The organism is Microbispora sp. NPDC004025 (assembly GCF_053604425.1).
On record NZ_JBSGHN010000002.1, the window covers coordinates 660505 to 686622 of the forward strand.

Sequence of the window (26118 nt, forward strand, 5' to 3'; positions counted from 1 at the left end):
CGCCCCTTCACCAGCTGATCCCACTTGCCCTAACATCACTCGAATGAGCGCCCGCCAAATCTTCTTGACCCTTGGCACATTCACTCTCCTTTTGGGCATGCTCGCGTCCCTCGAGGTTCACCGAGACATCGGCATCCCTGTCACGCTGGCTGTATCGGGAGCCGGCTGGATGCTCGCCGCCGTCGCCATGGCGATCACGGAACGCCGTGATCGACAACCGCAACCCTCTACGGATGCGCTCCTGCTCCGGGATGACGACGACCACGAGGAGTGAAGGCCGCCACCATGGCCGGGCGAGGGTATGCCCCCGCGCTCGGTGTGCCCCGAGGAGGAGTGATCGGAGAGGCACCCCAGCTCAGAGGCGTGATAGGTGGACGAGTCGGCCTGTAGGCCGGGTTCTGATTCTGCATCCTCGCTACCTGCACCGACTGGCTCTGAACTAGCAGCGACCTGCGAAAACGCTTCCGTTCGTTGTCATCGCTTGCCAGCGCTTTCCGGTGCCATGTGCCCCCAAAGTGCCTTGGCCGGCCTGCGGTAGATTGGCTGGCGTGCCGGGCCTATATCGTAGTCATGATGACTATGCCGATCTTCGCGCGTTCGAGAATCGTCTGCGGTCCCTGCTGGAAGGGTTGAAGGACCGGCTGACAGCGCAAAGCCTGGGGGACGCGCAGGAGTTCCTTGCGGCCGGTGAATATGGGTTGGCGTTGGAGACAGCGGCTGACTGGCTCTCTGAGGAGGGGTTTCCTCTTTCCGGTCCCGAGAAAGCTGAGTTCGCTGCGCTTGCAGCCGACATGTCACCTGAAACGATGGCTCGTATCACGCGAGCTCTTGGCTCCTGACCGCTTCCTTATCAGGTAACGATGGCAGGCGCCCGAACTCGTCAGATGCGCTCTCTAGCTGCGGTGGCTGTCCACCGTTGTCCGCCAGTGTCCAAGGCCGTTCGTCGGCGTTGTCACGCACTTGGTCACGCAGTGAGCCTTGCTAGGCTGCTGGCTCACCGCGCGGCGCGCACTCGTCGTAGATCTGATTTGTGAGCTTGGGTGATCAGCGGTGTTATCTCGGTCTCGTACGCGCGAGAGCGATCGTCTTTAGACCGACGAAATGGAGGAAAGCACGAAGAGCCTGTAGCCAGCCAACAGAATAAGGATCGAGTAGCCTACTACGGCTACCTTGTGCCTTCGCAGGATCAGCAGAGGACCGACGGCTGAGAGTAATCCGATCACGCACAAGAGCTGAAGAGCGGCGACAGCGTCCTGATCGACCTGATCGTAGTCGTACACATCGAAAAGGTAGCTCAGTCCCGTCATAAACAACGCGACGATCGATAAGAAGGCCGAGGTCAGAGCGACAACGGCCGGATGACTGCACCCAGATCTGTCCCCGCTGACCCCGGCCGGAATCTGGTGCTGCTCATCATGCATCGCAGATGCTTCTCCTGCACTTCCTGCTCTTCGACACGCTGTTCCTGCAGTGCACGCAGGCAGACCTCGTCCTGATCTCTCGTGTGCCATCGTCCCACCGCGAAGCGGCAGCGGGTCGGGGACGGAGGGTCAAGCCCTGCCTTGGCGTCGGTGCGCGAGGTGCCCATGCCGGTGTTCCTCGCCGAAGCGCTGGAGAAGCACATCGCCGACCACTCCCCCGCCGATCTCCTCTTCTCGACCTCGCGCGACAACCTATGCGGCGGGACTACTTCAACGCTCGCATCTGGAAGCCAGCGATCAAGGCTGCTGGTCTGCTGCCGGACACGACCTTTCACGACCTGCGGCACACCTTCGCGAGCACGGCCCTGGCCGAGGGCGTTCCGATCTTCGAGGTGTCCCGATGGCTCGGCCACGAGTCGATCACCACGACGGTCGATCTCTACGGGCATCTCGTGCCGGAAGCCTCCGAGCGGGCTCGTACGGCGCTAGATTCGGCGTTCCGTTCCGCGCTCGCTGTGCCCCCGATGTGCCCCGAGCAGGAGTGATCCGGAAGTCGGCCCAGCTCAGAGGGGCGGAAGGTGGACGAGTCGGCCTGTAGGCCGGGTTCTGTGGCCAGCCACGAGGGCTGACCGGCGGCCATCCATCTAGGACCGCCGTTGCCGGCGGCCTCAAGCGGTCCACCCGCGCGGCTCGGGCGGGCAGCCCTCGAACGTCGCGCGCGGGACGTTCCGGAGAACGTCCCTTCTTGACCTTGCTCCGGGTGGGGTTTACCGAGCCGCCCACGTCACCGTGGGCGCTGGTGGTCTCTTACACCACCGTTTCACCCTTACCCCCGCGAAGGGGCGGTCTGTTTTCTGTGGCACTGTCCCGCGGGTCGCCCCGGGTCGGCGTTACCGACCACCCTGCCCTGTGGAGCCCGGACCTTCCTCGGCAGGACCGAAGTCCTGACGCGGCCGCCCGGCCGGCTCGTCCACCGTGAGGGTAAGCCTAGCGGCTCCCGATTCATTCCCCGGCCCGGCCGGCGGTCATGTGAAGACTCTCTGAGTTCGCCCGCGAAACGGAGACGTGAGGCGGCACCGGCGCAGGTCGCGGGCGGGCCGCTCACAGAACTCGCACAGAACCTCTCAGCGGCCACGCAGACCGGTGGGCGAGTCTGCGTCCCATGATTGAGTTGCGGCAGCTGACCAAGATGTACGGCGAGGTCGCCGTCGTGGACGGCCTCAGCTTCGACGTACGGCCGGGCGTCGTCACCGGCTTCCTCGGACCGAACGGCGCGGGCAAGACGAGCACCATGCGGATGATCCTCGGGCTCGACAGACCGGCGAGCGGGAGCGCGACGATCGGGGGGCGGCGCTATGCCGACCTGCGCGTACCCCTGCGGGAGGTGGGGGCACTGCTCGACGCGCACGCCGTGCACCCGCGCAGGACCGCGATCGACCACCTGCTCTCCCTGGCGTACGGCAACGGCATCGGACGGCGCCGGGTCGAGGAGGTGCTCGGGCTCGTCGGCCTGGCCGACGTGGCGGGCCGCCGCCCCGGCGGGTTCTCCCTGGGCATGAAGCAGCGGCTCGGCATCGCGGTGGCGCTGCTCGGCGACCCGCCGGTGGTGCTGCTCGACGAACCCGTCAACGGGCTGGACCCCGAGGGCATCCGATGGATCCGCACGCTGACGCGGAGCCTGGCCGCCGAGGGCCGGACCGTCCTGCTGTCCAGCCACCTGATGAGCGAGATGGCCCTCACGGCCGACCACCTCGTGGTCATCGGCCGCGGGCGACTGATCGCCGACACCGGGCTGGAGGCCTTCGTCCGCTCGGCCGCGCGGCAGGCGGTGCTCGTGCGCACTCCCGACGCGCCGCGGCTCGCCACCCTGCTCCAGGAGGCCGGCGCCGTCGTACGGCCCGCCGCCGGGGGCGGCCTGACGGTGACCGGGCTGTCCGGCGCCGAGGTCGGTGGGCTCGCCGCCGCGCACGGAATCGTCCTGCACGAACTCACGCCGTGGCGGGCCTCCCTGGAGGAGGCCTACCTGGAGCTCACCGGCGACAGCGTCGAGTTCGCCGCGAGTCCCGCCGGAGCCGTCTCATGACCGCGTACGGCGTGCTGCGCGCGGAGTGGGTGAAGTTCCGCAGCATCCGGGCCATGCTCGGCTGCCTGGCCGGGGCCATGGTCGCGGCCGGGGCGTACGGCTACCTGTTCGGCATGGCCGCCGCACGCGACTACCTCGCCGCACCGGCCGCGGATCGGGCGGCCTTCGACCCCACGGAGACGGCCTTCCGCGCTCTCGTGCTGGTGGGAGTGCTCGTCAGCGCGGCCGGCGCGCTGACCGTGACCTCCGAGTACGCCGCGGGGACGATGCCGGTCAGCGTCACCGCCGTGCCCAGGCGCGGGCTCCTCCTCGCCGGCAAGGGGGCCGTCGTCGCGCTGGCCACGTTCCTCGTCGGGCCGCCGCTGGCGCTCCTGTCGTTGACGCTCAGCCAGGCGGCGCTCGCGGCGCGGGGTGTGCCGAGCGTGGGGCCCGGTGATCCCGGAGTGCCCTGGGCGCTGCTGGGCGCGGGCCTGTTCACGGGCCTGGTCGGCCTGTACGGCATGGCGCTCGGGTTCCTGCTGCGCAGGTCGGCGGGGGCCGTCTCGCTGGGGACGTTCCTGCTGATCCTTCCCGGCATGGCGGGCCTGTTCCCGGAGGCGGTGGCCAGGTGGATCGTCACCTGGTGGCCGAGCGCGGCGGGCGCGCGGCTCTTCGCGGTCCATCCCGGCACGGAAGGACTCGCGCCGCTCGCGGGCGCCGGCGTGCTCGCCGCCACCGTGCTCGGCCTGCTCTGCGCCGCCGCCGCCGTCTTCCACCGGCGGGACGCCTGAGGCGACAGGCTTTGTACGCCCGGCTTAGCACCGCGTACCTATTCTTCCGCTGGTCGGCGAAGGGAGGCCGGAGGTGGACGGGCGGCACCTGCTGGTGGTCGACGACGAGCCCGTGGTGCGGGAACTGCTGGCGGCCACGCTCCGCTTCGCGGGCTACAAGGTGACCTCGGCCGCGACCGGGTCGCAGGCCCTGGAGACCGCGCGGGGCACGCCGCCCGACCTCGTGCTCCTCGACGTCATGCTGCCCGACATGGACGGCTTCGAGGTCATGCGCCGTCTCCGGACGCTCCCCCGCCCGCTGTCCGGCGCAAGTCCGGGTCAGGTGCCCGTGCTGTTCCTGACCGCGCGCGACACCACACAGGACAAGATCAACGGACTGCGGCTGGGTGGCGACGACTACGTGACCAAGCCCTTCGACCTGGAGGAACTGCTGGCGCGGATCGAGGCCGTGCTCAGGCGGGCCGGAGCCGCCCCCGAGGACCGCACGCTGCGGGTCGCCGACCTCGAACTCGATCCGGAGGGCCATCAGGTGATCCGGGCGGGCATCCCCGTGCGGTTGTCGCCGACCGAGTTCCGCCTGCTGCACTACCTGGTGCTCAACGCCGGGAGGGTGGTGTCCAAGGCGCAGATCCTGGAGCACGTCTGGCGGTACGACTTCGCCGGAGACTCCAGCATCGTGGACACGTACGTGAGCTATGTGCGCCGCAAGATCGACAGGACCGGGCCCAAGCTGATCCACACGATGCACGGCATCGGGTACGTGCTGCGTGGGCCACGCCCGTGACGGCCCGCACGAGGCGTCCGTCGCCGCGCTCGCGTGGCCTGTCGCCATGGCGGAACCCGTCGCCGCGCTTGCGGAACACGTCGCCGCGCTCGGGGAGCCTGTCGCCGCGCTTGCGGAGCCTGTCGCTGCGTGGGCGGCTGCTGCTCACCACCATGGCCCTGCTCACGGCCGGCCTCGCCGTCAGCGGCGTGGTCGCGGTCGCCACCCTGCGGGCCCACCTCATCGAACGCGTGGACCGGCAACTCGCGCCGATGGCGACGGTGCTGTCGCGGATTCCCGCCCGGCTGACCGCCGTGCCGTCCGCCGTACCGTCCGCGCCGCAGAGCGCACAGCTGCCGGGCGCCCTGTCCGGGATGGACCTGATCGACCAGGTGTACGTCGCCTACCTGCGCGCGGACGGCGCCGTCGAGCAGGAGGGCGGTCCCTGGCTGCAGGACCGCCCGCGGGACGGGCTGCCGGCTCGGGGCCCGGAGCTCCCCCGGCTCGACAGTGGCGAAGTCGAGCGGCTGGGCGGGCGGCCGTTCGACGTGACCGGCCCAGAAGGCGGCAAGTGGCGTGTCGTGGCCGTCCTGCGGCCCGCCACCGCGACGACGCCGGCGGCGGCATCCGGCAGCGTCGTCGTGGCGGCGTCGCTCGGCGGGATGCGGTCCACCGTCGGCCGCCTGACGACGGTCTGCGCGGTGACCGCGGCGGCGCTGGTGACGTCGCTCGCCGTCATCGGGTGGTTCGCCGTGGGGCGGGGGTTGCGGCCGCTGCGGCGGATCGAGGAGACCGCCGCGGCCATCGCCGGGGGCGACCTGTCCCGGCGCGTCCCCGTGCTGGCCGCGCCCCGGACCGAGGTCGGCCGGCTGGCGGCCGCCCTGAACGCCATGCTCGGCCAGCTGGAGACGGCCTTCGCCGAGCGGGAGCGGGCGCAGGCCCGGATGCGCCGCTTCGTCGCCGATGTCAGCCACGAGCTGCGCACCCCGCTTTTCGGCATCAAGGGGTTCGCGGAACTGCACCGGATGGGCGGGCTGCCCGACGCCGACCTCACCCTCGACCGTATCGAGAGCGAGGCGGCCCGCCTGGTCCGGCTCGTGGAGGACCTGCTCCTGCTCGCCCGCCTCGACGAAGGCGAGGACGCCCTGCCCATGGATCTCGCGCCCATGGACCTGCGAACGCTCGCCGCCGACGCCCACCACGACCTGCGCGCGCTGGACCCCGGACGGGAGGTGACGCTCACCGGACCGGACGGCGGGCCGCCGGGCGCGGCGCCGGTTCACGGCGACGAGGCGCGGCTGCGTCAGGTGGTCTCCAACCTCGTGGGCAACGCCGTCGCCCACACTCCGCCGGGCACGCCGGTGCGGATCGGCGTCGGCACGGCCGGCGGAGACGGGGTCCTCGTGATCGCCGACGAGGGGCCGGGGATGCCCGCGGAGGAGGCCGCCGGGGTGTTCGACCGCTTCTACCGGGTGGACGGCTCACGCAGCCGCACCGGCGCCGGAGGCGCGGGGCTGGGGCTGGCCATCGTCCGGTCGATCGTCGCCGCGCACGGGGGCCGGGTGGAGCTGCGGACACGGCCCGGCGCCGGAGCGGCCTTCCGCGTCGTGCTGCCCGGCGTCGTCCCGCGCCGTGCCGTCCCGCGCGGTGCCGTCCCGCCCGGTGCCGTCCCGCGCGGTGCCGCGCCGGATCCCGTCACCCGTACGGGCGGGCGCTCTAGCCGCGGCTGACGTCCTTCACGAACACCATGGCGTCGTAGCCGGGCAGGTGGGCCGGGTCCAGCGGGGCGTAGCCGAACCAGGGGGACACGCGGGGGGCGGGCGGCGCGTCACCGAGGGCGGCCGCCAGCCGGCGGACGTCTACGGCGTAGCGCTCCTCCGGGAGTGCGTACAGGAGCCCTTCGAGCGTGTCCGCCGGCGGGGTGTCCACCCCCTGGTGCCGAATCGTGCCGAGGGCCATGGCCAGGAAGGCGTATCCCTCGCCCAGGTGCGCGTCCGCGATCGCGCCGGAGCTCCACCACTCGAAAGGCACGTCGCCCATCCGCATCGTGCTTTTGTCCCGCTGGAGATGGCTGTTGTGGGCGTACACCAGCGCCGGGCCCCGCTCGGCGACGGCGAGGAGGTTCGCGGCGATCATCGAGCTGCGCAGGCCCAGCAGCCGCGGCATGCGGCCCGGTGAACTGTCGGCCATCCAGTAGTGGTAGCGCAGCAGGCCGGTGGCGGCGCGCCCGTACAGGCGCGCCCGGTCCCACTCGTCCGGTGCGGACGTCGCGAGCAGGCGCGGCGTCTCCGCGTCGAGCAGCGCCACGAGATCGTCGGCGAGCAGCCGCAGCTCTCCGGCCTCGGCCGACCGTCCCACGGACCGGGAAGGATCCATCATCGTGGCGGGATCGGCCCAGCGGTCGTCGGCGCCGAGCAGGCGGTCGAGCGTCTCGGCATCGCAGGGGAGCAGGTCCGCGTCCACCCGGGCCGCGAGGTAGCCGTGGAGAGCGGTGAGGGCCTGCCGGGGGCTCGCGGCGTGGCTGATCTCCAGCGGGCCGTCGAGACCGGCGAAGCGGAGCCGCTCGGCCGCGGGCCGGCCCTCGTTGTACGCGCGCATCCAGCGCACGAGCTCGCGGTTGGCCGAGAACGCGCCCCACCCGTGGCTGACGCCGCGCTCCATGACCTCGTCGAGGGTGCCCGTGCCCGAGGTGACGTAGTCGTCCACGACCAGGCCCATCAGGCAGTCGCTCTCGAGCGCGATCGTCCGGTAGCCCTCCTGTTCGACGAGCTGCCGGAACAGCTCGTTGCGCAGGTCCAGCAGCTCGTTGTCGCCGTGGGTGGGCTCGCCCAGGGCGAGCACCCGCGGCCGAACAGGGAGCAGCCTCGTGACGGAGGCGGCGTCGACGGCGTGGACGGTGTCCTTGATGTCGGTTGCCATACCTTCAACGGTATCGTTGAACCTACAGGTGGAGACTTATTCCCGAAGTCGCCAGAGACAGGGGGAGAAACCCTCAAATCACGAGTTCAAGCGGGCCGGCAGGCGCACGGACCGGGTTGGGGTACGGGGACATGCCGGCCTGACGCCGGGGTGCGCGATGCCTCCGGCGGAGATCGCCGGGCTGTCATGGATGCCTGCCGGCGCAGGAAGGCCGGCTGAGGCACGGCATCACGGCACAGCTGAACGGCACGGGTGAAGAGCCGGGCGCGCGTCGTCACGGCACGGCTGGACGACACGGCGGGACGACACGGCGGGACGGCATGGCTGAAGAGCCGGGCGCGCGGCAGCACGCCGCCCCGCCACGGCCGTCACGTCTCCCCGATGAGGGAGACGTCAGGAGAGGTGCGCGGTGTCGTTCAGCGCGCGCACGACGGCGGGCCCGTCGGCGTAGTAGTCGATCACCGACAGGCAGGCCAGGTCGAGATGCATCCGGTAGAGGGACTCGGGCGGCGCGCCCAGCGCGAAGCGGACGAGCATCTTGATCGGGGTCACGTGGGAGACCACGACGACGCTGCGGCCCTCGTGGGCCTTCACGATGCGCTCCCTGGCCTGCTCGACCCGCCGCGCGGTCGCCGCGAAGCTCTCCCCGCCGGGCGGGGCGACGTCCGGGTCGGCCAGCCAGGCCTCCAGCTCCCGGGGCCAGCGCTGCTGGATCTCGGCGAACGTGTGCCCCTCCCACGCGCCGAAGTCGGTCTCCCGGAGATCGTCGTCGACCAGCACCGTGAGACCGGTCCCGGCGGCCACCGCCTCCGCCGTCTGCCGGGCGCGGGTGAGCGGGGAGGTGACGATCACCTCGACCTCGTACGGCTGGCGCGACAGGCGCAGGGCCGCGGCCTCGGCCTGGGCGAGTCCGGTGGCGGTGAGCGACGGGTCGCCGAGCCCGGAGAACCGCTTCTCCACCGACAGCGGCGTCTGCCCGTGCCGGAGCAGGAGCAGGGACGTGGCGACGCGCGTGGCCCGGGGCATCCATCCGTGCCCGCGCCGGTCATGGGAGGTGGCGGTCCCGGCCGCCTCGTCCCCAGCCCTGCGGGCGGTCCCCGCGTCCGCCGCCGCGCGTCCGCCGTCGGTCGGCGCACTCGCCGCCGCACGTCCGTCGGCGGTCCTCACGCCCGTCGCGCCGGACGTCCCCGTACGCCCATCGGCGACGGCCGGAGCCGGGACGCCGGGAGCGGAGGCGCCGGACGCGGGAATGCCGCCGGCCTCGTCGAACAGCGTGGGCGCGTCGGTGTTGGGCGGCTCGGCGCCGGGCTCGACGGCCGGGGCGGCCGCCGGTGCGGAGGTGATCTCGCTCGCCTGCCACGTCTCCCCCCGGGCGGCGGCGTCCATCGCCTCGTTGGCGAGCCGGTCGGCGTGGCTGTTGCGCTCGCGCGGAATCCACGTCCAGGTGACGCGGAAGCGCCGGGCCAGGCCCGCCGCCTCCAGGGCGAGCGGCCGCAGGCCCTCGTGCTTGACCTTCCAGCGGCCGGCCATCTGCTCGATGACCAGCTTGGAATCCATCCGCACCTCGACCCGCCCGCCCTCGGCGCCGAGTGCGAGCAGTGCCCGGAGCCCGGCGATGAGCCCGCGGTATTCGGCCACGTTGTTGGTCGCGGTGCCGATCGACTCGGCGGCCTCGGCGAGCACCCGCCCGGCGTCGTCCTTGACCACCGCGCCGTACCCGGCCGGGCCGGGGTTGCCCCGCGACCCGCCGTCGGCCTCGACGACGTAACCCCCCGTCGCGCCCATCGCCGCCGTCACAGCCCCGACTCGGCCGTACGCACCAGGATCCGGCGGCACTCCTCGCAGCGGACCACCTCGTCGTGCGCGGCGGCCCGGATGCGGTTGAGGTCGGCGATCGACAGGCTCGTGCGGCAGCCGAGGCACCGGCCGCCGTGCAGCATGGCGGCGCCGACGCCGCTCTGCTCGCGCATCTTCTCGTACAGCGCGAGCACGTCGGCCGGGACGTCGGCGGTGATCGCGGACCGGCCACCGGTCAGCTCGCCGAGCTCCTTGTCGATCTCCGCGAAGGCCGCGTCGCGGCGGTCCTCGGCGGCGCGCAGCGTACCGGTCACCTCGTCCCGCTCCGACTTGAGCGTGGCGACCCCGGCGTCGGCCGCCTCCCGGCGTTCCATGATCTCCAGCACGACCTCCTCCAGGTCCGACTGCCTGCGCCGCAGCGAGACGATCTCGGATTGGAGGCTCGCCAGGTCCTTCGGGGAGGAGACCTGCCCGGAGTCGAGGCGCTTGGTGTCCCGGTCCACCCGCACGCGTACGGCGTCGACGTCGGACTCGGCCTTGGCCTGGTCCCGGGCGAGGTCGCCGGCCTCGGTCTCGGCGGCGATGATCTGCGTCGAGACCCGGGCCAGCCTCTTGGACAGCTCGTCGATCTCGGCGAGCTCGGGCAGGCTGCGGCGACGGTGCCGCAACCGGTCGAGACTGGTGTCGAGCTCCGCGAGATCGAGCAGACGCTTCTGTGCTTCCGGTGCGGCCTTCATCCCAAATCCCTCAAGATGCTCGGGGGTCCAAGTCGGTGGTCGTCGCCGTCCAGGCGTCCGTGACGGCGTCCGAGACGCGCGCCTCAACAGTAATGCCCCTGGCCGCCAACGCTGACGTCAGACGCCGGGCGGCGTCCGCGAGCCACGGCCATTCCGTGGCCCAGTGGGAGGCGTCGACGAGCGCGGGCCCGTCCGCCTCCAGGTGCTCGCTGGCCGGGTGGTGCCGCAGGTCGGCCGTCAGGAAGACGTCCACGCCCGCGGCCCGCGCCGTCCCCAGCAGCGAGTCGCCCGCGCCGCCGCAGACGGCGACCGTACACACCGGCCGGTCGAGGTCGCCCGCGACCCGCGGCGGGCCCGCCGTGCGAGGCAGCCCGGAGGCGGCCAGCGCGGCGAACTCCCGCAGCGGCATCGGGGCGGGCAGGTCGCCGACGCGGCCGAGCCCGCGGCGCGGGTCGGCGGCGGAGGGCTGCAGGGGCCGCAGGTCCCCGGTCAGGCCGACGGCTCGCGCGAGCGCGTCGGAGACCCCGGGGTCGGCGACGTCGGCGTTGGTGTGCGCGGCGTAGAGCGCGGCGCCGCCGCGGATGAGCCGGTGCACGACCCGGCCCTTGAAGGTCGTGGCGGCGACGCTCGTGGTGCCGCGCAGGAAGAGCGGGTGGTGGGTGACGACGAGGTCGGCCCCCCAGCCGAGGGCCTCGTCCACCACCACGGCGACCGGGTCGACCGCGAAGAGGATCTTCCGTACGGCCTGCTCCGGGTCGCCGCAGACGAGGCCCACCGCGTCCCAGGACTCGGCCCACGAGGGGTCGTACAACGCCTCCAGGCGTTCGACCACCTCGGCGAGGGTACAGGAGATCGATTCCACCCGCGCACACTACAGCCTGCTGGCGGAACGTTCCGGGAAGAGTAACGTCCCATTTGACGCCCCGCCGCCAGGAAGGATCCCCAGCGTGCCCGTTGATCAGCAGAGCCTGCACGTCAGCTCCGTGGTCGCCGACACCCACAACGACCTGCTCATGGCCGTCTCCGCCCGGCCGCCCGCGGCATGGGCCTCGTTCTTCCGCGAGCGGTGGCTTCCCCAGCTCGTCGAGGGCGGGGTCGACGTGCAGGTGCTGCCCGTGTTCGTGGAGAGCCAGTTCCGCCCGGAGGGCGCGCTGCGCCAGACCCTGCGGATGATCGAGTGCGCCCACGTGCTGGCCGAGGGCAACCCCGACACGGTGGCGCTGTGCCACGACGGGCAGCAGATCGACGAGGCCCTCGCCCTCGGCAGGATCGCCCTGGTGCTGGCCCTGGAGAGCATGCCGGGGATCGACGAGAGCGTCGAGCTGATCCCGGCCCTGCACCGCCTCGGGGTCCGCGTCGCCTCGATCGCCCACTGGGGCCGTACGGCTCTCGCCGACGGCAGCGGCCAGGACGGCACCGGTTCCAGGCTCACCAGTCACGGCGTCGAGGCGCTGCGCGAGATGGAGCGGCTCGGCATGCTCTTCGACATCTCGCACCTGGGCGCCGCGGGCGTCGCGCACGTGCTGGAGATCGCGACCCGGCCCGTCATCGCGACGCACTCCTCCGCGCGCGCCCTGCGCGACCACCACAGGAACCTCACCGACGAGCAGCTCAGGGGCGTCGCCGCGGGCGGTGGCGTCGTCTGCGTGAACTTCCTCGCCGCCTTCCTCACCGAGGACGCCCGCTCGGCCACGGTCGACCATCTCGTGGACCACATCGAGCACATCGCCGGTGTCGCCGGCATCGACCACGTGGGTCTCGGCCCCGACTTCGTGCGCGAGGTGTACGCCGATCTCACCCCGCCGTGCTGCGAGGGCTTCAGCTACTCCGGGATCGACGCGAACGCCGCCATCCCCGGGCTGGAGGGCCCGCGCGGCCTTCCGCTGGTGACCGACGCGCTCCTCAAGCGGGGGTTCGCCGACGAGGAGATCCAGAAGATCCTGGGCGCCAACGTGATGCGCCTGTTCCGCGCCGAGCTGGGCCGCACGGCACGGGAACGGCAGTAACGGTGGACCCGGAGGCCATGCTGGCCGACCTCGAGGAGCTGGTGCTCTGCGAGTCGTACTCCACGAACCACGAGGCGGTGGCGCGCAGCGCCCGCGTCGTGGGGGCGCTGGGCCGCAGGCTGCTCGGCGCCGAGCCGGAGACCCTGGTGATCGACGGGGTCACCCACCTGCGCTGGTCGTTCGGCGCGCCGCGGGTCCTGCTGCTGGGCCACCACGACACCGTCTGGCCCGTCGGCACGCTGCGCGAGCACCCCTGGTCGGTGCGGGACGGGGTGGCGCGGGGGCCCGGCGTGTTCGACATGAAGGCCGGTCTCGTGCAGCTCTTCCACGCGGTCGCCTCGCTGCCGTCCCCCGAGGGCCTGACCGTGCTCGTCGTCGGGGACGAGGAGCTCGGCTCGCCGACCTCCCGCCCGGTGATCGAGTCGATCGCGTCGCGGTGCGCCGCCGCGTTCGTGCTGGAGGCGAGCGCGGACGGCGGCGCGCTGAAGACGGCCCGCAAGGGCATCTCGCGGTATGAGCTGACCGTGCACGGCCGGGCCGCGCACGCCGGTCTCGAACCCGAGCTGGGGGCCAACGCCGGCGTCGAGCTGGCTCACCAGGTGCTCGCCATCGCGGACATCGCGGCCCAGGTCGAGTCGTCGTCCAGGGCGGGGGCGACGTCGGTGACGCCCACCATGCTGACCGCCGGGACGAGCACCAACACGGTCCCGGCACGGGCCCGGGTGGCCGTAGACGTACGCGTGCCCGACCGGGCGGCGCAGCGGCGGGTGGACGAGCTGATGCGGGCGCTGACCCCGCGCACTCCGGGTGTCCGGCTGGAACTGCGCGGCGGGCCGAACCGCCCGCCCCTCGACGCCGCCGCCTCCGCCGGGCTCTTCGACGTCGCCGTACGGCTCGCGCGCGAGCTGGGCATGGCGCCGTTGCGCGGGGCGGCCGTCGGCGGCGGCTCGGACGGCAACTTCACAGCCGGCGTCGGCTGCCCGACACTCGACGGCCTGGGCGCGGTGGGCGGCGGCGCGCACGCCGCCGGGGAGCACGTCGTGGTCGCCGAGATGCCGGTACGCGCCCGCCTGGTCGCGGCGCTGGCGGCGTACGTGCTGTCGGGCGGGCCGATCGGCCCCGTCGACGACGCCGCCCCCATGGCACGGGACACCAGGCGGGCCCCCCAGGAGACCGCGTGAACCCGGAAGAGCACGTGAACCGGGAGGACCGCGTGGGCGCCGGGGACCCGGGGGATCCCGCCGTCGCCCGGGACCAGGCGGCCGCGGCCGCCGCACAGCGCGGCCTGCGGATCGCCGAGTTGCGCACGATCGCCGAGTTCGCGCGGGTGGTCCGGCTGTTCGACGGCATCTGGCACCCGGAACCGTGGAACCCGCCGGCCACGGCGGAGCTGATGCGGGCGCTGACCCACGCGGGCGGGTACGTCGCCGGGGCGTTCGACGGTGCGGAACTCGTCGGCGCCGGGGTCGCCTTCCTCGCGGCGCCCGCGGGGCGGGCGCTGCACTCGCACATGACCGGGGCCGTGCGGCCCGGCGCCGGATTCGCCCTCAAGCTGCACCAGCGGGCCTGGGCCCTGGAGCGCGGCCTGAGCCGGATCACCTGGACCTTCGACCCCCTGGTGCGCCGCAACGCCCACTTCAACCTGGCCAAGCTCGCCGCGCTGCCGGAGGAGTACCTGCCCGACTTCTACGGGCCGATGGGCGACGCGGTCAACGCCGGCGACGAGTCCGACCGCGTCCTCGCCGTGTGGCGGCTGGACGACCCGCGGGTGGCGCGGGCGTGCGACGGCCTGCCGTACCGGCCCGCCGGGGCGGACGGCGCGGTCGCCGCGCTCGCCGAGCGGGACGGGCGGCCGGTGGCCCTGGACACCGGCGCCCCGGTGGTGCTCGTCTCCGTGCCCGCGGACGTGGAGTCCCTGCGCCGCACCGCTCCGGAGACGGCCAAGGCGTGGCGGCACGCCGTACGCGACGTGCTGGGCGGGCTCATGGCGGAGGGCCGTCCGGTGACGGGCTTCGCCGGCGGTCGCTACGTCGTCGGACCCCGCTCCCCCGCGACGGAGTGAGCCGGGCGCGTACGAGGCCGGAACGGGTAGGGACCGGACAGCGACGTCCCCGGCGACTGCGGCGATCACCGGCAGAGGTAACGTGCCAGAAGAGCCGGGTGGGGAGGCCCGGCGGCGGGCCACGAGTCCTTGTTGGTCATCTGATTACCGGGGGGAATCAGATGAGCGGGTGGCGGGGATCCCCGGTGCGGATCCGCTTGACGGTGCTGGGGAGCGCGGTGACGGCGCTCCTGTGCGCCGTCGCCGTGCTGCTCGTTCTCCTCGTCCTGCACGGCACCGCCGAGCGGTACAAGACCGACGAGATCACCACCACCGCCGTACGCCTCGCCTACCAGGCCAAGCGCGACCGGCTGCCTCCGGTGCTCCTGGACCAGGACCTGGCCGGCGTGCAGGTGATCGACCACAGCGGCCGGATCGTCTCCGTCAGCGACAGCCTCGTGGGGCGCCCGCGCATAGCCGCGTTCCGGCCGGAGCTGACGAGCCCGGAGACGAGCAAGCAGCTCTGCGACTCCCCGGCCTTCCCGGGCCGGTGCGTGGACGTCGTCGCCTTCCGCTTCCACAACACCGGCGGCCTGTGGACGATCTACGCGGCCGACGACCCCGTGCCGTGGTATGTCAGCGGCCCGCTGCTCGCGGCGCTCCTCGGCGGCTCGCTCCTGCTGGTCGCGGTGACCGCGCTCGGCACCTACCAGACCGTGCGCAGGGCGCTCGGCCCGGTCGAGGCGATCACGAGCAAGCTGGCCAGGATCACCGCCACCGACCTCAGCCAGCGCGTGCCGGTGCCCAAGCACCACGACGAGATACGCCGGCTCGCCGAGACCGCCAACCAGACCCTGGACCGGGCGGAGACGGCCGTCGAGCGGCAGCGGCGCTTCGCCTCCGACGCCTCCCACGACCTGCGCAGCCCGCTGACCGCGATGCGCACGGAGATCGAGGAGGCGCTGCTGCACAGCGAGGACGCCGACTGGCCCGCCACCGGGCGCGCCCTGCTGGGCAGCTGCGACCGCCTGCAGGCGCTCGTGACCGACCTGCTCCAGCTCGCCCGGCTCGACTCCGGCGCCTCACCGCGGCGCGAGCCCGCCGACCTCGGCGGCCTCACCGCCCGTGAGCTCGACCGCAGGCCGCGCAAGGTGGAGATGGTGCGGCACCTGACGCCCGGCGTCGTCGTCGTCGGCAATCGGATGGCCCTGGCGCGCCTGCTCAACAACCTCCTCGACAACGGCGAGCGGCACGCCGCCTCCACGCTGACCGTGACAGTGCGCCGCGAGGACGGCAAGGGCGTGCTGGAGGTGCTCGACGACGGCGCGGGGATCCCGCCCGACAAGCGGGAGGTCGTCTTCCAGCGCTTCACCCGGCTCGACGCCGCCCAGTCGAAGGACGCCGGGGGCACCGGGCTCGGCCTGTCCATCGCCCGCCAGATCGCCCAGGCGCACGGGGGGACGCTCACGATCGAGGACAGCGACCGGGGCGCCCGTTTCGTGCTGCGGCTCCCGCTCGCGCCCGCCCGCTGAACCGCCCCGGCTACTCCTCCTCGGGCACGACGATCACGGTGGGCACCGGAACGCGCAGGGCCTCGGCGACCGCCTCCTCCAGCTCCCCCGGCGTCTTGACGGCGCGGCCCCGCGCGCCGTACGCGGCGGCGAGAGCGGGGAAGTCGGGCGCGTGCAGGTCCACGGCGACCGGCCGCATGCCGCGCTCGCGCATCTCCTCGCGGATCTCCCCGAAGCCGCCGTTGGCGGACACGACGACCGGCAGGCTCAGCTCCAGCTGCACCGCCGTGGCCAGCTCCTGCAGGCTGAACTGGAAGGCGCCGTCGCCGGCCAGCGCCACCACGGGGAGGTCGGGCCGCCCGAGCTTGGCGCCGATGGCGGCCGGCAGTGCGAAGCCCAGCGTGCCGAACCCGGTGGGGAACAGGAACCGCCCGGGCGGGTCCATCGGCATGCCGACGAGCGCCCCGTGGTAGACGACCATCGAGTTGTCGCCCACCACGACGGTCTCCGGCGGCAGGGCCCGGCGCAGCGCCGCGAGCTGGCCGGACCACCTGCGGGTGAGCTCCTCGAGCTCCGCCGTGTGGCCCGTGCCGGGGTCCCGCTCCCGGCGCGGCCGCGGCACGACGCCCTGCCGGTCGAGCCGCTCGGCCAGCCCGCGCATGGCGAGCTCCGCGTCCGCGACGATCGCCACGTCGGCCACGTGGTCGCCGTGCATCTGCCCGGGGTCGATGTCGACGCGCACGAGGCGGCCGGACAGGGTGAAGGCGTCGTCCCACAGGTCGGCCGGGCCCAGCTCGGTGCCGACGGCCAGCACGACGTCGCACGCGGCGAGCCATCGGCGGACGGCCGCCAGGTGCAGCGTGGCGCCGAGCACCAGCGGGTGGCTCTCCGGCACCGCGCCCTTGCCGTTGACCGTGGTCACGACCCGCGCGCCGAGCCGTTCCGCCAGGCGCATCGCCAGACTCCCCACCGGCGGCGCCTCGCCGGCCGGGCTCCGCCGGCCCGGGCACTGCGCTCCGCCGCCGAGCACGAGACCGGGGTGGCGTGCCGCCCGCAGCAGCCCCGCGGCCGCGTCGAGGGCCCCCGGATCGGGCTCGCGGCGCGTGATCAGGTACGGCGGGACGATCTTGACCTGCCCCTCCAGGTCGAGCAGGTCGAAGGGAATCTCGACGTGGACCGGGCGGGGGCGGCCCTCGGCGAAGCGCCCGAAGGCGCGGGCGACGGCGGCGGGGATCTCCCGCACGGTCGTCACGCGGTGGCTCCAGGCGCACAGCGCGTCGATCGCCCGCGACTGGTCCCTGCTCTCGTGCAGGTAGCCGCGGCCGTCGCGAGGATGGCCGGTCGGGACGCCCGGGGAGACGAGCAGGATCGGTGAGGAGTCGGAGTACGCCTGGCCGAGGGCCGTGGCCGCGTTGACCACGCCGGGGCCGGTGGTGGTGACGACGACGCCCGGCCTGCCGGTCACCCTCGCGTACCCGTCGGCGGCGTATCCCGCGCCCTGCTCGTGCCGCGGCGTCACGCACCGCACGCCCGCCCGGTCGAGCTCCTCGTAGATCGCGAGGTTGTGGGTGCCCGGAATGCCGAAAATCGTGTCGACGCCGTGCAGCCGCAGCGCCTCGACCAGGGCGCGCGCCCCCGTGGGCGTCGTGATCGTCCCCGCCGGGGGGATCGGGTCATGGCCGTCCACGTATCACTTCCCGGAAGAGCGGAGGGGTTTGTCTTGGGTTTCCCAGACGGTTTCCCCTTTTCGCGCGCCGCCCTACCGTTCCGCGTGCCGGATTTTTCCTCGGGTCATCGGAAACGCGGCCGGGGACGCGATCCCACCTCGTGTTCGTCCGATCCGTACGTCAGCACATTCGCGATGGACTTCACCGCCTGGCGCACCATCCGGTGCATCGCCTCGGCGGTGTGGGAGGCGATGTGCCCGGTGATCAGAAGGCGGTTGGGGAAATCTCGCCGCAATTCGATGGCTTCTTCGCATTCCGGGTCATAGAAGCCGTCGAAGACCGCCATCCCGACACGGCCCTTCTCCAGGCCGGCGTACAGGGCGCCGGGGCTGACGATGGCCGGGCGGGCGGTGTTGACGAGGATCGCGCCCTCCGGCATCCGGCCGATCACCGTCGAGTCGACCATCGACCTGGTCTCGCCGGTCTCCGGCACCATGACCACGAGGATGTCGCTGGCGGCGGCCAGGTCGAGCAGGGGCAGGTAGGAGATGCCGAGGTCGCGCTCGGCGTCGGGCCTGCGGGTGCGGCTGAAGTAGGACACGCGGACGCCGAAGCCCCGGCGCAGGATCTCCGCGATCCGCCGGCCGTTCGCGCCCATCCCGATGATGCCGACGCTGCGGGCGGCGAGCTCGTGCGGGAGTTCTTCGGAGCCGTGCCAGCCGGGGACCCGGTCGCCCAGGTGCCGGGGAATGCCCAGATTGGCGTTGACGATCTGCGCGACCGTGAACGTCGCGACCGCGTCCGTCGCCGCCCCCGGCGTGTTCGTGACGGCGATGCCCAGCCGGTCGGCCGCCGCGACGTCGACGAAGTTCTCGTAGCCCACCCCGAGGAAGGCCACGACCCTCAGCGTCTCGCGCGCCTCGCGCAGCGCCGGCGCCGTCGCCCGCTCCTCGCCGCCGTGCAGGTAGGCGACCGCCCCCACCAGCTCGCGCGCCAGCTGGTCCTCGGTCAGCGGCGACGCGGGCCGCCGTACCGTGAGTCCCTGCCGGGCGAGCGGCTCCAGCAGCGCCGCGTCGATGCCCGTCCCCGTGACCAGGACCGTCCCGCCTTCGCACTCCGCTCCGGCCGCAGGCCGCGGCCGCGCGGGACGACAGTCCGTTATATCCCTTGGAGCCACGGTTTGGGACATTTCAAATATCTCTCAGACTTGGGACATATATGTCTGTTTTTCTCTGGGGTATCTCTCCAATCACAACAACCAGGCGGCGTACGAAATACCACGGATGGTCCAGGCGACGGAGCAGGAATCCAATGGTATAAGGGTTGTGGTGGTTCCGTCTCCACCTGAGTCGGAAAAGGAAACCCCTAGGGAGGGTCTGGGGGACCCCGGCCTCGGTCCCGCCCAGCCACACGTGCGTCCATTTCCGCGTCCAGGGCGGTGCGGAAAGGGCGCGGCAAGGACGGCGCAGCGCAGAGAGGGCCACGAATGAAACTCCAGCCGCGACAGCAGCTTCTGGAGCTGTGGGAGGCGGCCGCACGCGCCTCCTACCGGGACGGCGCCTGGGCGTGGGGAGGGCGGGACGGGTCGAACTCGATCTCCGACGCCGAGCAGCTCCTGTGCTTCATGTATCCGGCCTCCGAGCTGCCCGGCTTCCGCCTGGACACGCCGGACGAGACGGCCGACGACGTACTGGCCGCGCTGTCCGTCCTCGGCGACGCGGTCGAGATCCCCAAGCTGCTACTCAAGATCATCGGGCAGTACCTGCGCACGTACACGGCGGACGACGGCCGTCCGCTGTTCTCCGGCGGCAGCTACTTCCGTCCGGTGGACGACGACGAGGCGAAGGTCACCCCCGAGCAGCTCCAGCTCGACGTGGTCGACTCCTTCTCGATGTCGGTCACGCTCATGCTCGGCACACTCGGCTTCCTGAAGGTCTTCCGGCAGAGCGTGCGGCGCGAGCCCATCCGCCGCGAGATCCGCGAGCTGGAGGACCTGGCCAGCAAACGGCTGTCGGCCGCGATGGCGGGCCTGCTGCGCAGCTTCACGGTCAACGCGTTCGACCCCGGCTCCACGGCGGGCGCCGCGCTGCTGCGCACCGTCAACCAGACCGGTGCGCCCACCCGCCGGGTGCTCGACGACCTGCGGCGCGAGCTGCGGCCCGTACGGGCCGGTCTGCGCGACCTGACGATCGGCTCGGGCAGCCAGGTCGACCTGGACAACGAGAACCTGCTGTTCGAGTGCGGCTGGACGTGGGGCATCGTGAAGGACGCCCCCGACATCGTCACCCCGCTCGACATCGGGCCCCAGCCCAAGGGCGTGGCCGCCGACACGCCGTTCCTCTACTTCACCGTCAACGCCCTCGTCGGCATCGCCGACCTGTTCACCTCCCGCACCCGCGTCCTGAGCCTGCTCGACGACGACCAGATCACCCTCGCCCAGGCCATCCAGCGCCGCTGGGACCTCACCCAGTCCTACTGGCGCACGATCGCGACGTTCGGACGGGGCACCTGGCCGCTGGAGGACATCCCCTGGCGGACGGTGGACGAGAAGGAGTCGGACTACTACAGCCTCGGCGTCACCGCCATGGTGGTGCAGAGCCTGGTCAACAACCGGGCGGCCGACGTGGACCTCGGCCGGGTCGCCGCCGTGCTGGAGGAGCTGGCCATCCGGGCCAGGATCATCCGCAGGGCCGTGCCGGGCGACCCGCCCGTGCTCATGCACTCCCCCGGCGTCCCGATCAACCTTCACGGCAGCGACGCGCTCGGCCCCCACCTGGTCTGGGTCGTCTCCGACTTCGCCATCACGCTGCTCAAACGCACCATCTGGGCCGCCTCCATCGCCCAGAACACCCGGATGCGCGAGCGGCTGGTCGCCCTCGCCGACCAGATCTGGCGGCACATCATGCTGCGCCGCCACGTCGAAGGCCCGGCCGCCGGCCTGTGGGACCAGCCCGGCAACGTCTTCGCCGACATCGAGGCGCGCGACGAGGAGCCGTCGTGGTACTTCAGCGAGCGCGTCGTCGAGTTCCTCGTCTCCGCCGCGACGTCCAGCGGAGAGCCGCCGCTGCGCAGCCCTCAGCTCGTCGAGCTGGCCTACCAGATGCTCGGGGAGGCCGAGCACCTGCTGGACCAGGAGCTGGTCACCCGGCCGCTGGTGGCCGGGCAGACGATCCAGCCGAAGCTCCGCACGATCCAGGCCTCGCTGCAGCGGGCCAGGGCGATCGTCAGCGACCGCCCCGCGACCGCGCAGGCCCTGATCAACAGCGCGCTCCTCGACCTCGAACGGCTCGCCGCCGCCCGCGACAGCGCGTCGGAGGCGATCTGAATTGCTCGTTTTCGCGATCTCGGACAAGGGCGGGACCGGGCGCTCGGTCACCGGCACCAACATCGTGTACCGGCACGCCCTGCAGGGCAACGACGTCTGCTACCTGGACTTCGACTTCGGCTCGCCTACGGCCGGAGCCATCTTCAGCGTGAGCGGGGTGGCCCGCGGCACCCGGCGCAACGGCCTGCACGAATACCTGCGCGGCGAGTGCCCGCAGCCGCGGCGGGTGGACGTGTGGGCCGAGTCCGACCGCGAGGGGCTGCGCACGCGCCCGCCCGGCGCGGGACGGCTCGTGCTGCTTCCGGGCAGCGAGGGCGGCGGCGAGCTGTCGGCCCTCACCGACGAGATCGTCGGCCGCTGCGTCCAGCTGTTCGGGCGGCTGGAGGAGGAGTTCGACCTGTGCATGATCGACGTCAGCGCCGGCCGGTCCTTCACCGCCGAGCTGGTCCTGGCGGCGACCGTGCGGATGCCGGCCGTCCCGTTCCGCTGGCTGGTCTTCCACCGCTGGACGCGTCAGCACATCATCGCGGCCGCCGGGCTCGTCACCGGCGCGGACGGGCTGCTCGACGTCGGCACCAGGTTCGGCCACGACGCCGACGACCTGCGCGACCGCATCCGCTTCGTGCGCACGGCCGTGCTCGAGCCGGACGCGTCGGAGCTCGTCGGACTGCGCGACGAGCAGCGGGCCTGGCTGAGCGCGTGCGACAGCGAGCTGCGCGAGCTGGCCGGCCGCCACAGCGTCGGCCGTACGGCCATGCTCGGCAAGATCCCGCTGGACCCGGTCCTCCAGTGGCGCGAGCAGCTCATCACCGACGAGGACGTGCTCGCCAGCAAGATCGCGAACGCGGAGACCGCCGCCGCGTTCGACGAGCTCGCCAAGAAGATCGTCGACGACAACGCGTGGGAGGGCTTGTGACGCCGGTGCACGCGACGTTCGGCGAGGTGGCGGCCGAGCGCAGGATCGCCTCCGTCCCCCTGTCCCACGTGTCCGTCGAGCTCGGGCACCTCTACATGGAGGACTTCGAGGCGGGCCCGGACCGGCTGCGCGAGCAGTTCCGCAGGGTCGCGCCGTGGCTCGCCACGGTCCGCTCCTTATGGCGTGAGCGGGTGCCCGGGGGCCGGGCCCGGGTGAGCACCTGCTTCCTCGTGGACGACTACTTCAGTCGCTTCAGCACTCCCGCCGAGCTGGTGCCGATGATCCTCGAGGCGGCGGCCGAGCACGACCTGACCATCGACTATCTGGCCCGCGAGTCCGCCTGCGCGCAATCAGAGGGTGTCGAGCTGGCCCGGCTGGTGGAGGACCGGCTCGTCGACGACCCGCCGCCGGACACCGACGGGTCGCGCCCGCCGGTGAAGGAGACGGGCTGGCTGTGCAACGGCTCCCGCTCGCCCCGCACCGCGCCGGTGCAGGCGATGGGGAAGGCCCGGCCGTGGGAACCGCCCGCGCAGAACGCCAAGCGCGGCCACTCGATCTTCGTGGACGTCGAGCTGTGGGACGAGAAGGGGCCGCGGCGCACCTGGTCGTGCCCCTTTCTCGCCGCCGTCTGGCAGCTCCTGCGGCTGGGGCTGCTGCGCAGCGACGGCCGGGTGCCGCTTCCCCCGGTGCCCCTGGACGGCGGCTGGCCCCGGGACTGGGACGAACTGCCCGCGGTCGTCCGGCTCGATCCCCAGGCCGCGCCGTTCAGCGCGTACACCACGCTGTCCGTCCTGTCCCCCCGGTTCCTGCCCGTCGAGCTGGCCGTACGGACGATCCTGAGCCAGGTCGCGGTGGACGACGAGGTCCTGCGGCAGGTCGCCGGCCGGAGCGAGGGCGAGGGAGTCCGGCTCGAAGAGGAGCTCGTCGACCGCATCTCCTACGTCTTCGTCTGAGGGGCCCGATGCTGGTGATGGGGGAAGTCCACACCGGGCTGCTGCAGAACTCCGGGGAGATCTCCGAGTCGACGTGCCGCCAGGTGCTCGGGATCACGGCCGGGGAGACCGTGCGGGTCTCCCGCCGTCCCATCGTCCACGCCCTGTCGCCCGAGCGGCTGACCGGGGTGGACTGCCCGCTGCCCGCCGCCTCCCGTTCCCGGGTCAGGGGGGTGGGCACGGTCGTGTCCCGCTGCGCGGTGACCGGGGGCCGGGTCGCCCAGGGCTCGTCGTACGTCAGGGTGGTGCGCTCGGAGACCGACCGCAGGCTGGCCTGGTCGCACTACCTGGCCCGGCCCGGCGTCGTGGAGGTCCTGGGGAAGGCGAAGGCGGCCGACCTCGCCGAAGGGTTCACCGGCGACCCCGCACCCGGCTGCCTCGACCTGGGAGCCGTCAGCGGGCGCTTCCTCGACCTCGTCCAGGCCTCCCCGCTGCTGGACCGGCGGGCCCCCTTCAAGATCCCGCGTACGAGCCTGCGGTGGGTGGCCGAGACCGGCGAGCCGTCGATCCGGTTCACCCTGCACACCGAGCATGAGCGGACCCTGCGCCTGACGCACCCCGGCCCGTTCACCCCCGCCGTGGTCGACCTGTGCGAGGACCTGGCGACGCACGACTGGCTGCTGACGTCGCTGCTGGTCATCGTCGAGCGGGCGCGGATCGGGACGACGCCGGAGGCCCAGGCGGTGGCCCGCCTGGCGCCCGCCATCGACCACCTGCTGCACCTGTGGATGCCCGCCGCCCGGGTCGAGGAGTGGCTGACGCCGTTCTGGGACAGCCTGGAGCGGCGGCCGGGGTTCACCCGGCAGTGGCGCTCCCTGGTCGACCGGGTCCGCGACCAGGTCGCGATGAACACCCTGGCCCTGCTCAGTGCGTCCGCCGAAACCGGACGGAGGTGACCGTGACCGGAGAAGTATCCGAGCCGTCGCGCGCGCTGGTCCCGAGGATCGTACGCAAGGTCCTCGTGACGGTGCTCGTGGGCGGCGTGAGCTACCTCGTGAGCAACGCGCTCATCCACGGGCCGAACGAGGACCTGTGGAGCCTGCTGCTCGCGACGTTCATCAGCGGCGTCGTCTTCGTCGTGCAGTTCCTGACGGACGTGGACGACCAGCTCGAGACCGTGCTGCAGGAGCAGCGCAGGCAGCACACGAAGACCCACGATCTGGTGGCCGACAGCTTCTCCAAGATCAACGAGGCGAGCAAGCTGTTCGGCGTCGTGGAGATGTCCGCGCTGCAGACCAGGGGCGTGGCCGAGCTGGTGCAGAACGCCGCCAAGATCCGCGACGACATGCCCGATCTCGTCAAGAGCCTGGTCCACCACGAGGTCACCCGCATGGCCAAGTTCCTGGGCGAGCTGTCCGACGGCAGGTACGCGTTGTACGAGGGCGAAGACCGCGACTGGCTGCTCGCGCTCGCGCGCAACACGCGGATCAGCCTCGACGCGATCAGCCTGACCAGCGTGGACGCCCGCGACACCGAGTTCGGGAGCGGTTTTTGGCACACCGACCTCGGGCAGCGCTACGTCCGGCTCCAGCGCGACCTCGTCCAGCGCGGGGTGCGGGTGCGCCGGCTGTTCGTGGTGGATCGTTCCGAGCGGCTCGACTCCGAGGCGTTCCGCCGGGTCTGGAAGTGGCAGACCACGGTCGGGATCGAGGTGCGCACGCTCCTCCTCGCCGACGCGCCGCCCCTGCTGCGCGGCTCGCTGTCGGACTTCATCCTGTTCGACGGGGTCGTCTACTACGAGTCCAACCCCGCCCCTCAGGTCGGCGACGGCATCGCCCCGGTGATCCACAGCACGATCCTCGTACGGGACCAGGAGAGGGTGCGGGAGCGGGTCGAGCGGTTCGGCGAACTGTGGGACGCGGCGACACCCGCGGCCTGACCGAGGAAACGGGCCGGGCGCTTCAGAGAACGGTGCCGGGCACCGGCGGCGCCGGAGGGAAGGGTCGGTCGGGACGGCAGACGGCGAGCAGTTCCCGCTCCTTCGCACCGGCGGTCCCCGTGACCAGGGCCGCCACCAGCTCGGCCGTGATGGGGGCGAGCGTGACGCCGAGGCCGCTGTGGCCGGTGGCCGCCACGACGCGGCCGTGGTCGTCCACGTGGCCGAGGAGGGGCATGTGGTCGGCGCTGCCCGGCCGCAGTCCGGCCCACCGCCGGCCGATCGGCCAGGTGGCCGCCGTGGGCATGAGCTCGGCGACGCCCCGCCGGATCTCCTCGATCGCCGCGGCGGTCACCGTCACGTCCCCCACGTTCTCCTCGTAGGTGACGCCCACCGCCACCCTGCCGTCGTACCGCGGGACGAGATAGGGGAAGTACTCCCGGCCGTCCTGCCTGATCTCCGCGAAGACGTGGTGGCGCAGCGGGTAGGTGACCGCCCCGGGCGGGCGGACGTCGAACGCCACGCCCTTGATGGGAAACAGGTGCGCGCGATGACGGGGCAGGAAGACCCCGCTCAGATGGCCGGCCGCGACCACCGCCGTCGCCGCCGACACCCGGCGGCCGTCGTGCAGGTCCACCTCGACGCCGGCGGGCCCGGTCCGCAGATCGGTGGCGTAGACCGCGTTCAGCACCCGGATCGGCGTACGGCCCGACAGCACGGCTCCCGACAGTGCGGACATGAGCACCCGCGGGTCGAGCGCGAGCTCCTCCGGCAGCAGGAAGCCGCCGACGACGCGCTCGCTCAGCAGCGGTTCGAGGCGCCTGGCGTCGGCCGCCGTCAGCCGCTCGACGGCGAACGGCGAGTTCTTCCACTGCGGCAGCACCTTGGTCTCCAGGCGCTCCATCTCGGCCTCGTCCAGCGCGACCTGGATGTCGCCGCCGTCCAGCACCGGGACCTCGACGCCGGAGGCCGCGTGGATCTCCTCCAGCCACTCCGGATACATGTCGCGGCTGTGTTTGATCACGTCGCTGAGCGGGCCGAGGCAGGAGGGTTCCGTCTGGGTCAGGATGCCGCCCATCGCGCCGTCGGAAGCGCCGAGGCCGAGACGCTGCCCGGCGTCCACGAGCACCACGCTCGTGCCCCGCGCGGCCAGCCGATGCGCGATGGCGCAGCCGATCACGCCACCACCGATGATCACGACGTCGCAGGTCTCAGGCACGCGGGCTCCCAGTTCGCCGTCCTCGCTTCGACAGTAGGCGAGGGAGGGCCGTTCAAGAAGGCCACACACCGGTGA

At 72.5% G+C, this 26118-nt stretch carries 24 protein-coding genes and 1 other RNA gene; 16 read left to right on the top strand and 9 right to left on the bottom strand.

Going from position 1 to position 26118, the window contains the following annotated elements; translation table 11 throughout:
* Positions 1-43: 43 nt before the first annotated feature.
* Complete coding sequence (locus ACWEQG_RS07355; protein WP_452282573.1) at positions 44-274, top strand: hypothetical protein; 231 nt, start codon at positions 44-46, stop codon at positions 272-274.
* Positions 275-548: 274 nt separating this feature from the next.
* Positions 549-839, top strand: coding sequence for a MafI family immunity protein (locus ACWEQG_RS07360; RefSeq protein WP_452282575.1), 291 nt, complete (start codon positions 549-551; stop codon positions 837-839).
* A 249-nt stretch (positions 840-1088) separates the two neighbouring features.
* Here ACWEQG_RS07360 and ACWEQG_RS07365 read toward each other — a convergent pair whose 3' ends face one another.
* Positions 1089-1421 carry a hypothetical protein gene (locus ACWEQG_RS07365; protein WP_452282577.1) on the bottom strand — a complete coding sequence of 111 codons (333 nt, stop codon included), beginning with the start codon at positions 1419-1421 and terminating at the stop codon, positions 1089-1091.
* 254 nt (positions 1422-1675) lie between these two features.
* On the opposite strand from ACWEQG_RS07365, the gene ACWEQG_RS07370 reads away from it, so the two are divergent.
* Entirely contained in the window at positions 1676-1966 is a 291-nt protein-coding gene (locus ACWEQG_RS07370; RefSeq protein ID WP_452282579.1) for a tyrosine-type recombinase/integrase, read from the top strand.
* A gap of 34 nt (positions 1967-2000) precedes the next feature.
* Here ACWEQG_RS07370 and rnpB read toward each other — a convergent pair.
* Positions 2001-2390, bottom strand: an RNA gene (gene rnpB / locus ACWEQG_RS07375) — RNase P RNA component class A.
* Positions 2391-2583: 193 nt separating this feature from the next.
* Here rnpB and ACWEQG_RS07380 point away from each other — a divergent pair.
* The 4 genes from ACWEQG_RS07380 to ACWEQG_RS07395 all read left to right on the top strand — a co-directional run bounded on the left by ACWEQG_RS07380 (position 2584) and on the right by ACWEQG_RS07395 (position 6767).
* Positions 2584-3504 (top strand): ATP-binding cassette domain-containing protein, encoded by a 921-nt coding sequence (locus ACWEQG_RS07380; RefSeq protein WP_452282582.1) that lies wholly within the window; start codon positions 2584-2586, stop codon positions 3502-3504.
* The gene (locus tag ACWEQG_RS07385) at positions 3501-4274 is read left to right on the top strand and encodes a hypothetical protein (RefSeq protein WP_452282584.1); all 774 of its coding nucleotides are present in this window, start codon (positions 3501-3503) and stop codon (positions 4272-4274) included. The genes ACWEQG_RS07380 and ACWEQG_RS07385 overlap by 4 nt, the downstream gene beginning before the upstream one ends.
* A 73-nt stretch (positions 4275-4347) precedes the next feature.
* Positions 4348-5058 (top strand): response regulator transcription factor, encoded by a 711-nt coding sequence (locus tag ACWEQG_RS07390; protein ID WP_452282586.1) that lies wholly within the window; start codon positions 4348-4350, stop codon positions 5056-5058.
* 110 nt (positions 5059-5168) lie between these two features.
* Complete coding sequence (locus tag ACWEQG_RS07395; protein WP_452282588.1) at positions 5169-6767, top strand: sensor histidine kinase; 1599 nt, start codon at positions 5169-5171, stop codon at positions 6765-6767.
* Here the strand turns inward: ACWEQG_RS07395 and ACWEQG_RS07400 are convergent.
* From ACWEQG_RS07400 to ACWEQG_RS07415, 4 genes are all read right to left on the bottom strand, one after another.
* Positions 6754-7956, bottom strand: a complete 1203-nt coding sequence (locus ACWEQG_RS07400) for an erythromycin esterase family protein (protein WP_452282590.1) — start codon at positions 7954-7956, stop codon at positions 6754-6756. The two genes, ACWEQG_RS07395 and ACWEQG_RS07400, sit on opposite strands and share 14 nt — an antisense overlap.
* Before the next feature lie 393 nt (positions 7957-8349).
* Positions 8350-9741 carry a bifunctional RNase H/acid phosphatase gene (locus ACWEQG_RS07405; protein ID WP_452282886.1) on the bottom strand — a complete coding sequence of 464 codons (1392 nt, stop codon included), beginning with the start codon at positions 9739-9741 and terminating at the stop codon, positions 8350-8352.
* 8 nt (positions 9742-9749) lie between these two features.
* Complete coding sequence (locus tag ACWEQG_RS07410) at positions 9750-10490, bottom strand: zinc ribbon domain-containing protein (RefSeq protein WP_452282592.1); 741 nt, start codon at positions 10488-10490, stop codon at positions 9750-9752.
* Positions 10491-10500: 10 nt separating this feature from the next.
* On the bottom strand, positions 10501-11352 hold the full coding sequence (locus ACWEQG_RS07415) for a Nif3-like dinuclear metal center hexameric protein (protein ID WP_452282593.1): 852 nt from the start codon (positions 11350-11352) through the stop codon (positions 10501-10503).
* An 85-nt stretch (positions 11353-11437) separates the two neighbouring features.
* Between ACWEQG_RS07415 and ACWEQG_RS07420 the strand changes: the two genes are divergently transcribed.
* The 4 genes from ACWEQG_RS07420 to ACWEQG_RS07435 all read left to right on the top strand — a co-directional run bounded on the left by ACWEQG_RS07420 (position 11438) and on the right by ACWEQG_RS07435 (position 16069).
* Complete coding sequence (locus ACWEQG_RS07420; protein WP_452282595.1) at positions 11438-12496, top strand: dipeptidase; 1059 nt, start codon at positions 11438-11440, stop codon at positions 12494-12496.
* A 17-nt stretch (positions 12497-12513) separates the two neighbouring features.
* Positions 12514-13677, top strand: coding sequence for a M20/M25/M40 family metallo-hydrolase (locus tag ACWEQG_RS07425; RefSeq protein WP_452282597.1), 1164 nt, complete (start codon positions 12514-12516; stop codon positions 13675-13677).
* On the top strand, positions 13674-14558 hold the full coding sequence (locus ACWEQG_RS07430; RefSeq protein WP_452282599.1) for a GNAT family N-acetyltransferase: 885 nt from the start codon (positions 13674-13676) through the stop codon (positions 14556-14558). Before ACWEQG_RS07425 ends, ACWEQG_RS07430 begins: the two co-directional genes overlap by 4 nt.
* Before the next feature lie 185 nt (positions 14559-14743).
* The gene (locus ACWEQG_RS07435; protein ID WP_452282601.1) at positions 14744-16069 is read left to right on the top strand and encodes a HAMP domain-containing sensor histidine kinase; all 1326 of its coding nucleotides are present in this window, start codon (positions 14744-14746) and stop codon (positions 16067-16069) included.
* A gap of 10 nt (positions 16070-16079) precedes the next feature.
* Here ACWEQG_RS07435 and ACWEQG_RS07440 read toward each other — a convergent pair whose 3' ends face one another.
* Positions 16080-17735, bottom strand: a complete 1656-nt coding sequence (locus tag ACWEQG_RS07440) for a thiamine pyrophosphate-binding protein (RefSeq protein WP_452282603.1) — start codon at positions 17733-17735, stop codon at positions 16080-16082.
* Between the two features lie 104 nt (positions 17736-17839).
* Positions 17840-18892, bottom strand: a complete 1053-nt coding sequence (locus ACWEQG_RS07445) for a 2-hydroxyacid dehydrogenase (protein WP_452282604.1) — start codon at positions 18890-18892, stop codon at positions 17840-17842.
* Positions 18893-19201: 309 nt separating this feature from the next.
* Here ACWEQG_RS07445 and ACWEQG_RS07450 point away from each other — a divergent pair, with 309 nt between their 5' ends.
* The 5 genes from ACWEQG_RS07450 to ACWEQG_RS07470 are packed head-to-tail and all read left to right on the top strand — an operon-like array spanning position 19202 to position 24827.
* A complete protein-coding gene (locus ACWEQG_RS07450) occupies positions 19202-21040 on the top strand; it encodes an SCO2524 family protein (RefSeq protein ID WP_452282605.1) in 1839 nt (612 codons plus the stop codon).
* A 1-nt stretch (position 21041) separates the two neighbouring features.
* Positions 21042-21956, top strand: coding sequence for an SCO2523 family variant P-loop protein (locus tag ACWEQG_RS07455; RefSeq protein ID WP_363473153.1), 915 nt, complete (start codon positions 21042-21044; stop codon positions 21954-21956).
* Entirely contained in the window at positions 21953-22909 is a 957-nt protein-coding gene (locus ACWEQG_RS07460; RefSeq protein WP_452282607.1) for an SCO2522 family protein, read from the top strand. Before ACWEQG_RS07455 ends, ACWEQG_RS07460 begins: the two co-directional genes overlap by 4 nt.
* Positions 22910-22917: 8 nt before the next feature.
* A complete protein-coding gene (locus ACWEQG_RS07465; protein WP_452282609.1) occupies positions 22918-23844 on the top strand; it encodes an SCO2521 family protein in 927 nt (308 codons plus the stop codon).
* A gap of 2 nt (positions 23845-23846) precedes the next feature.
* Positions 23847-24827 carry a hypothetical protein gene (locus ACWEQG_RS07470; RefSeq protein WP_452282611.1) on the top strand — a complete coding sequence of 327 codons (981 nt, stop codon included), beginning with the start codon at positions 23847-23849 and terminating at the stop codon, positions 24825-24827.
* A gap of 22 nt (positions 24828-24849) precedes the next feature.
* On the opposite strand, the gene ACWEQG_RS07475 is transcribed toward ACWEQG_RS07470, so the two are convergent.
* A complete protein-coding gene (locus ACWEQG_RS07475) occupies positions 24850-26043 on the bottom strand; it encodes an NAD(P)/FAD-dependent oxidoreductase (protein WP_452282613.1) in 1194 nt (397 codons plus the stop codon).
* Positions 26044-26118 lie beyond the last annotated feature (75 nt).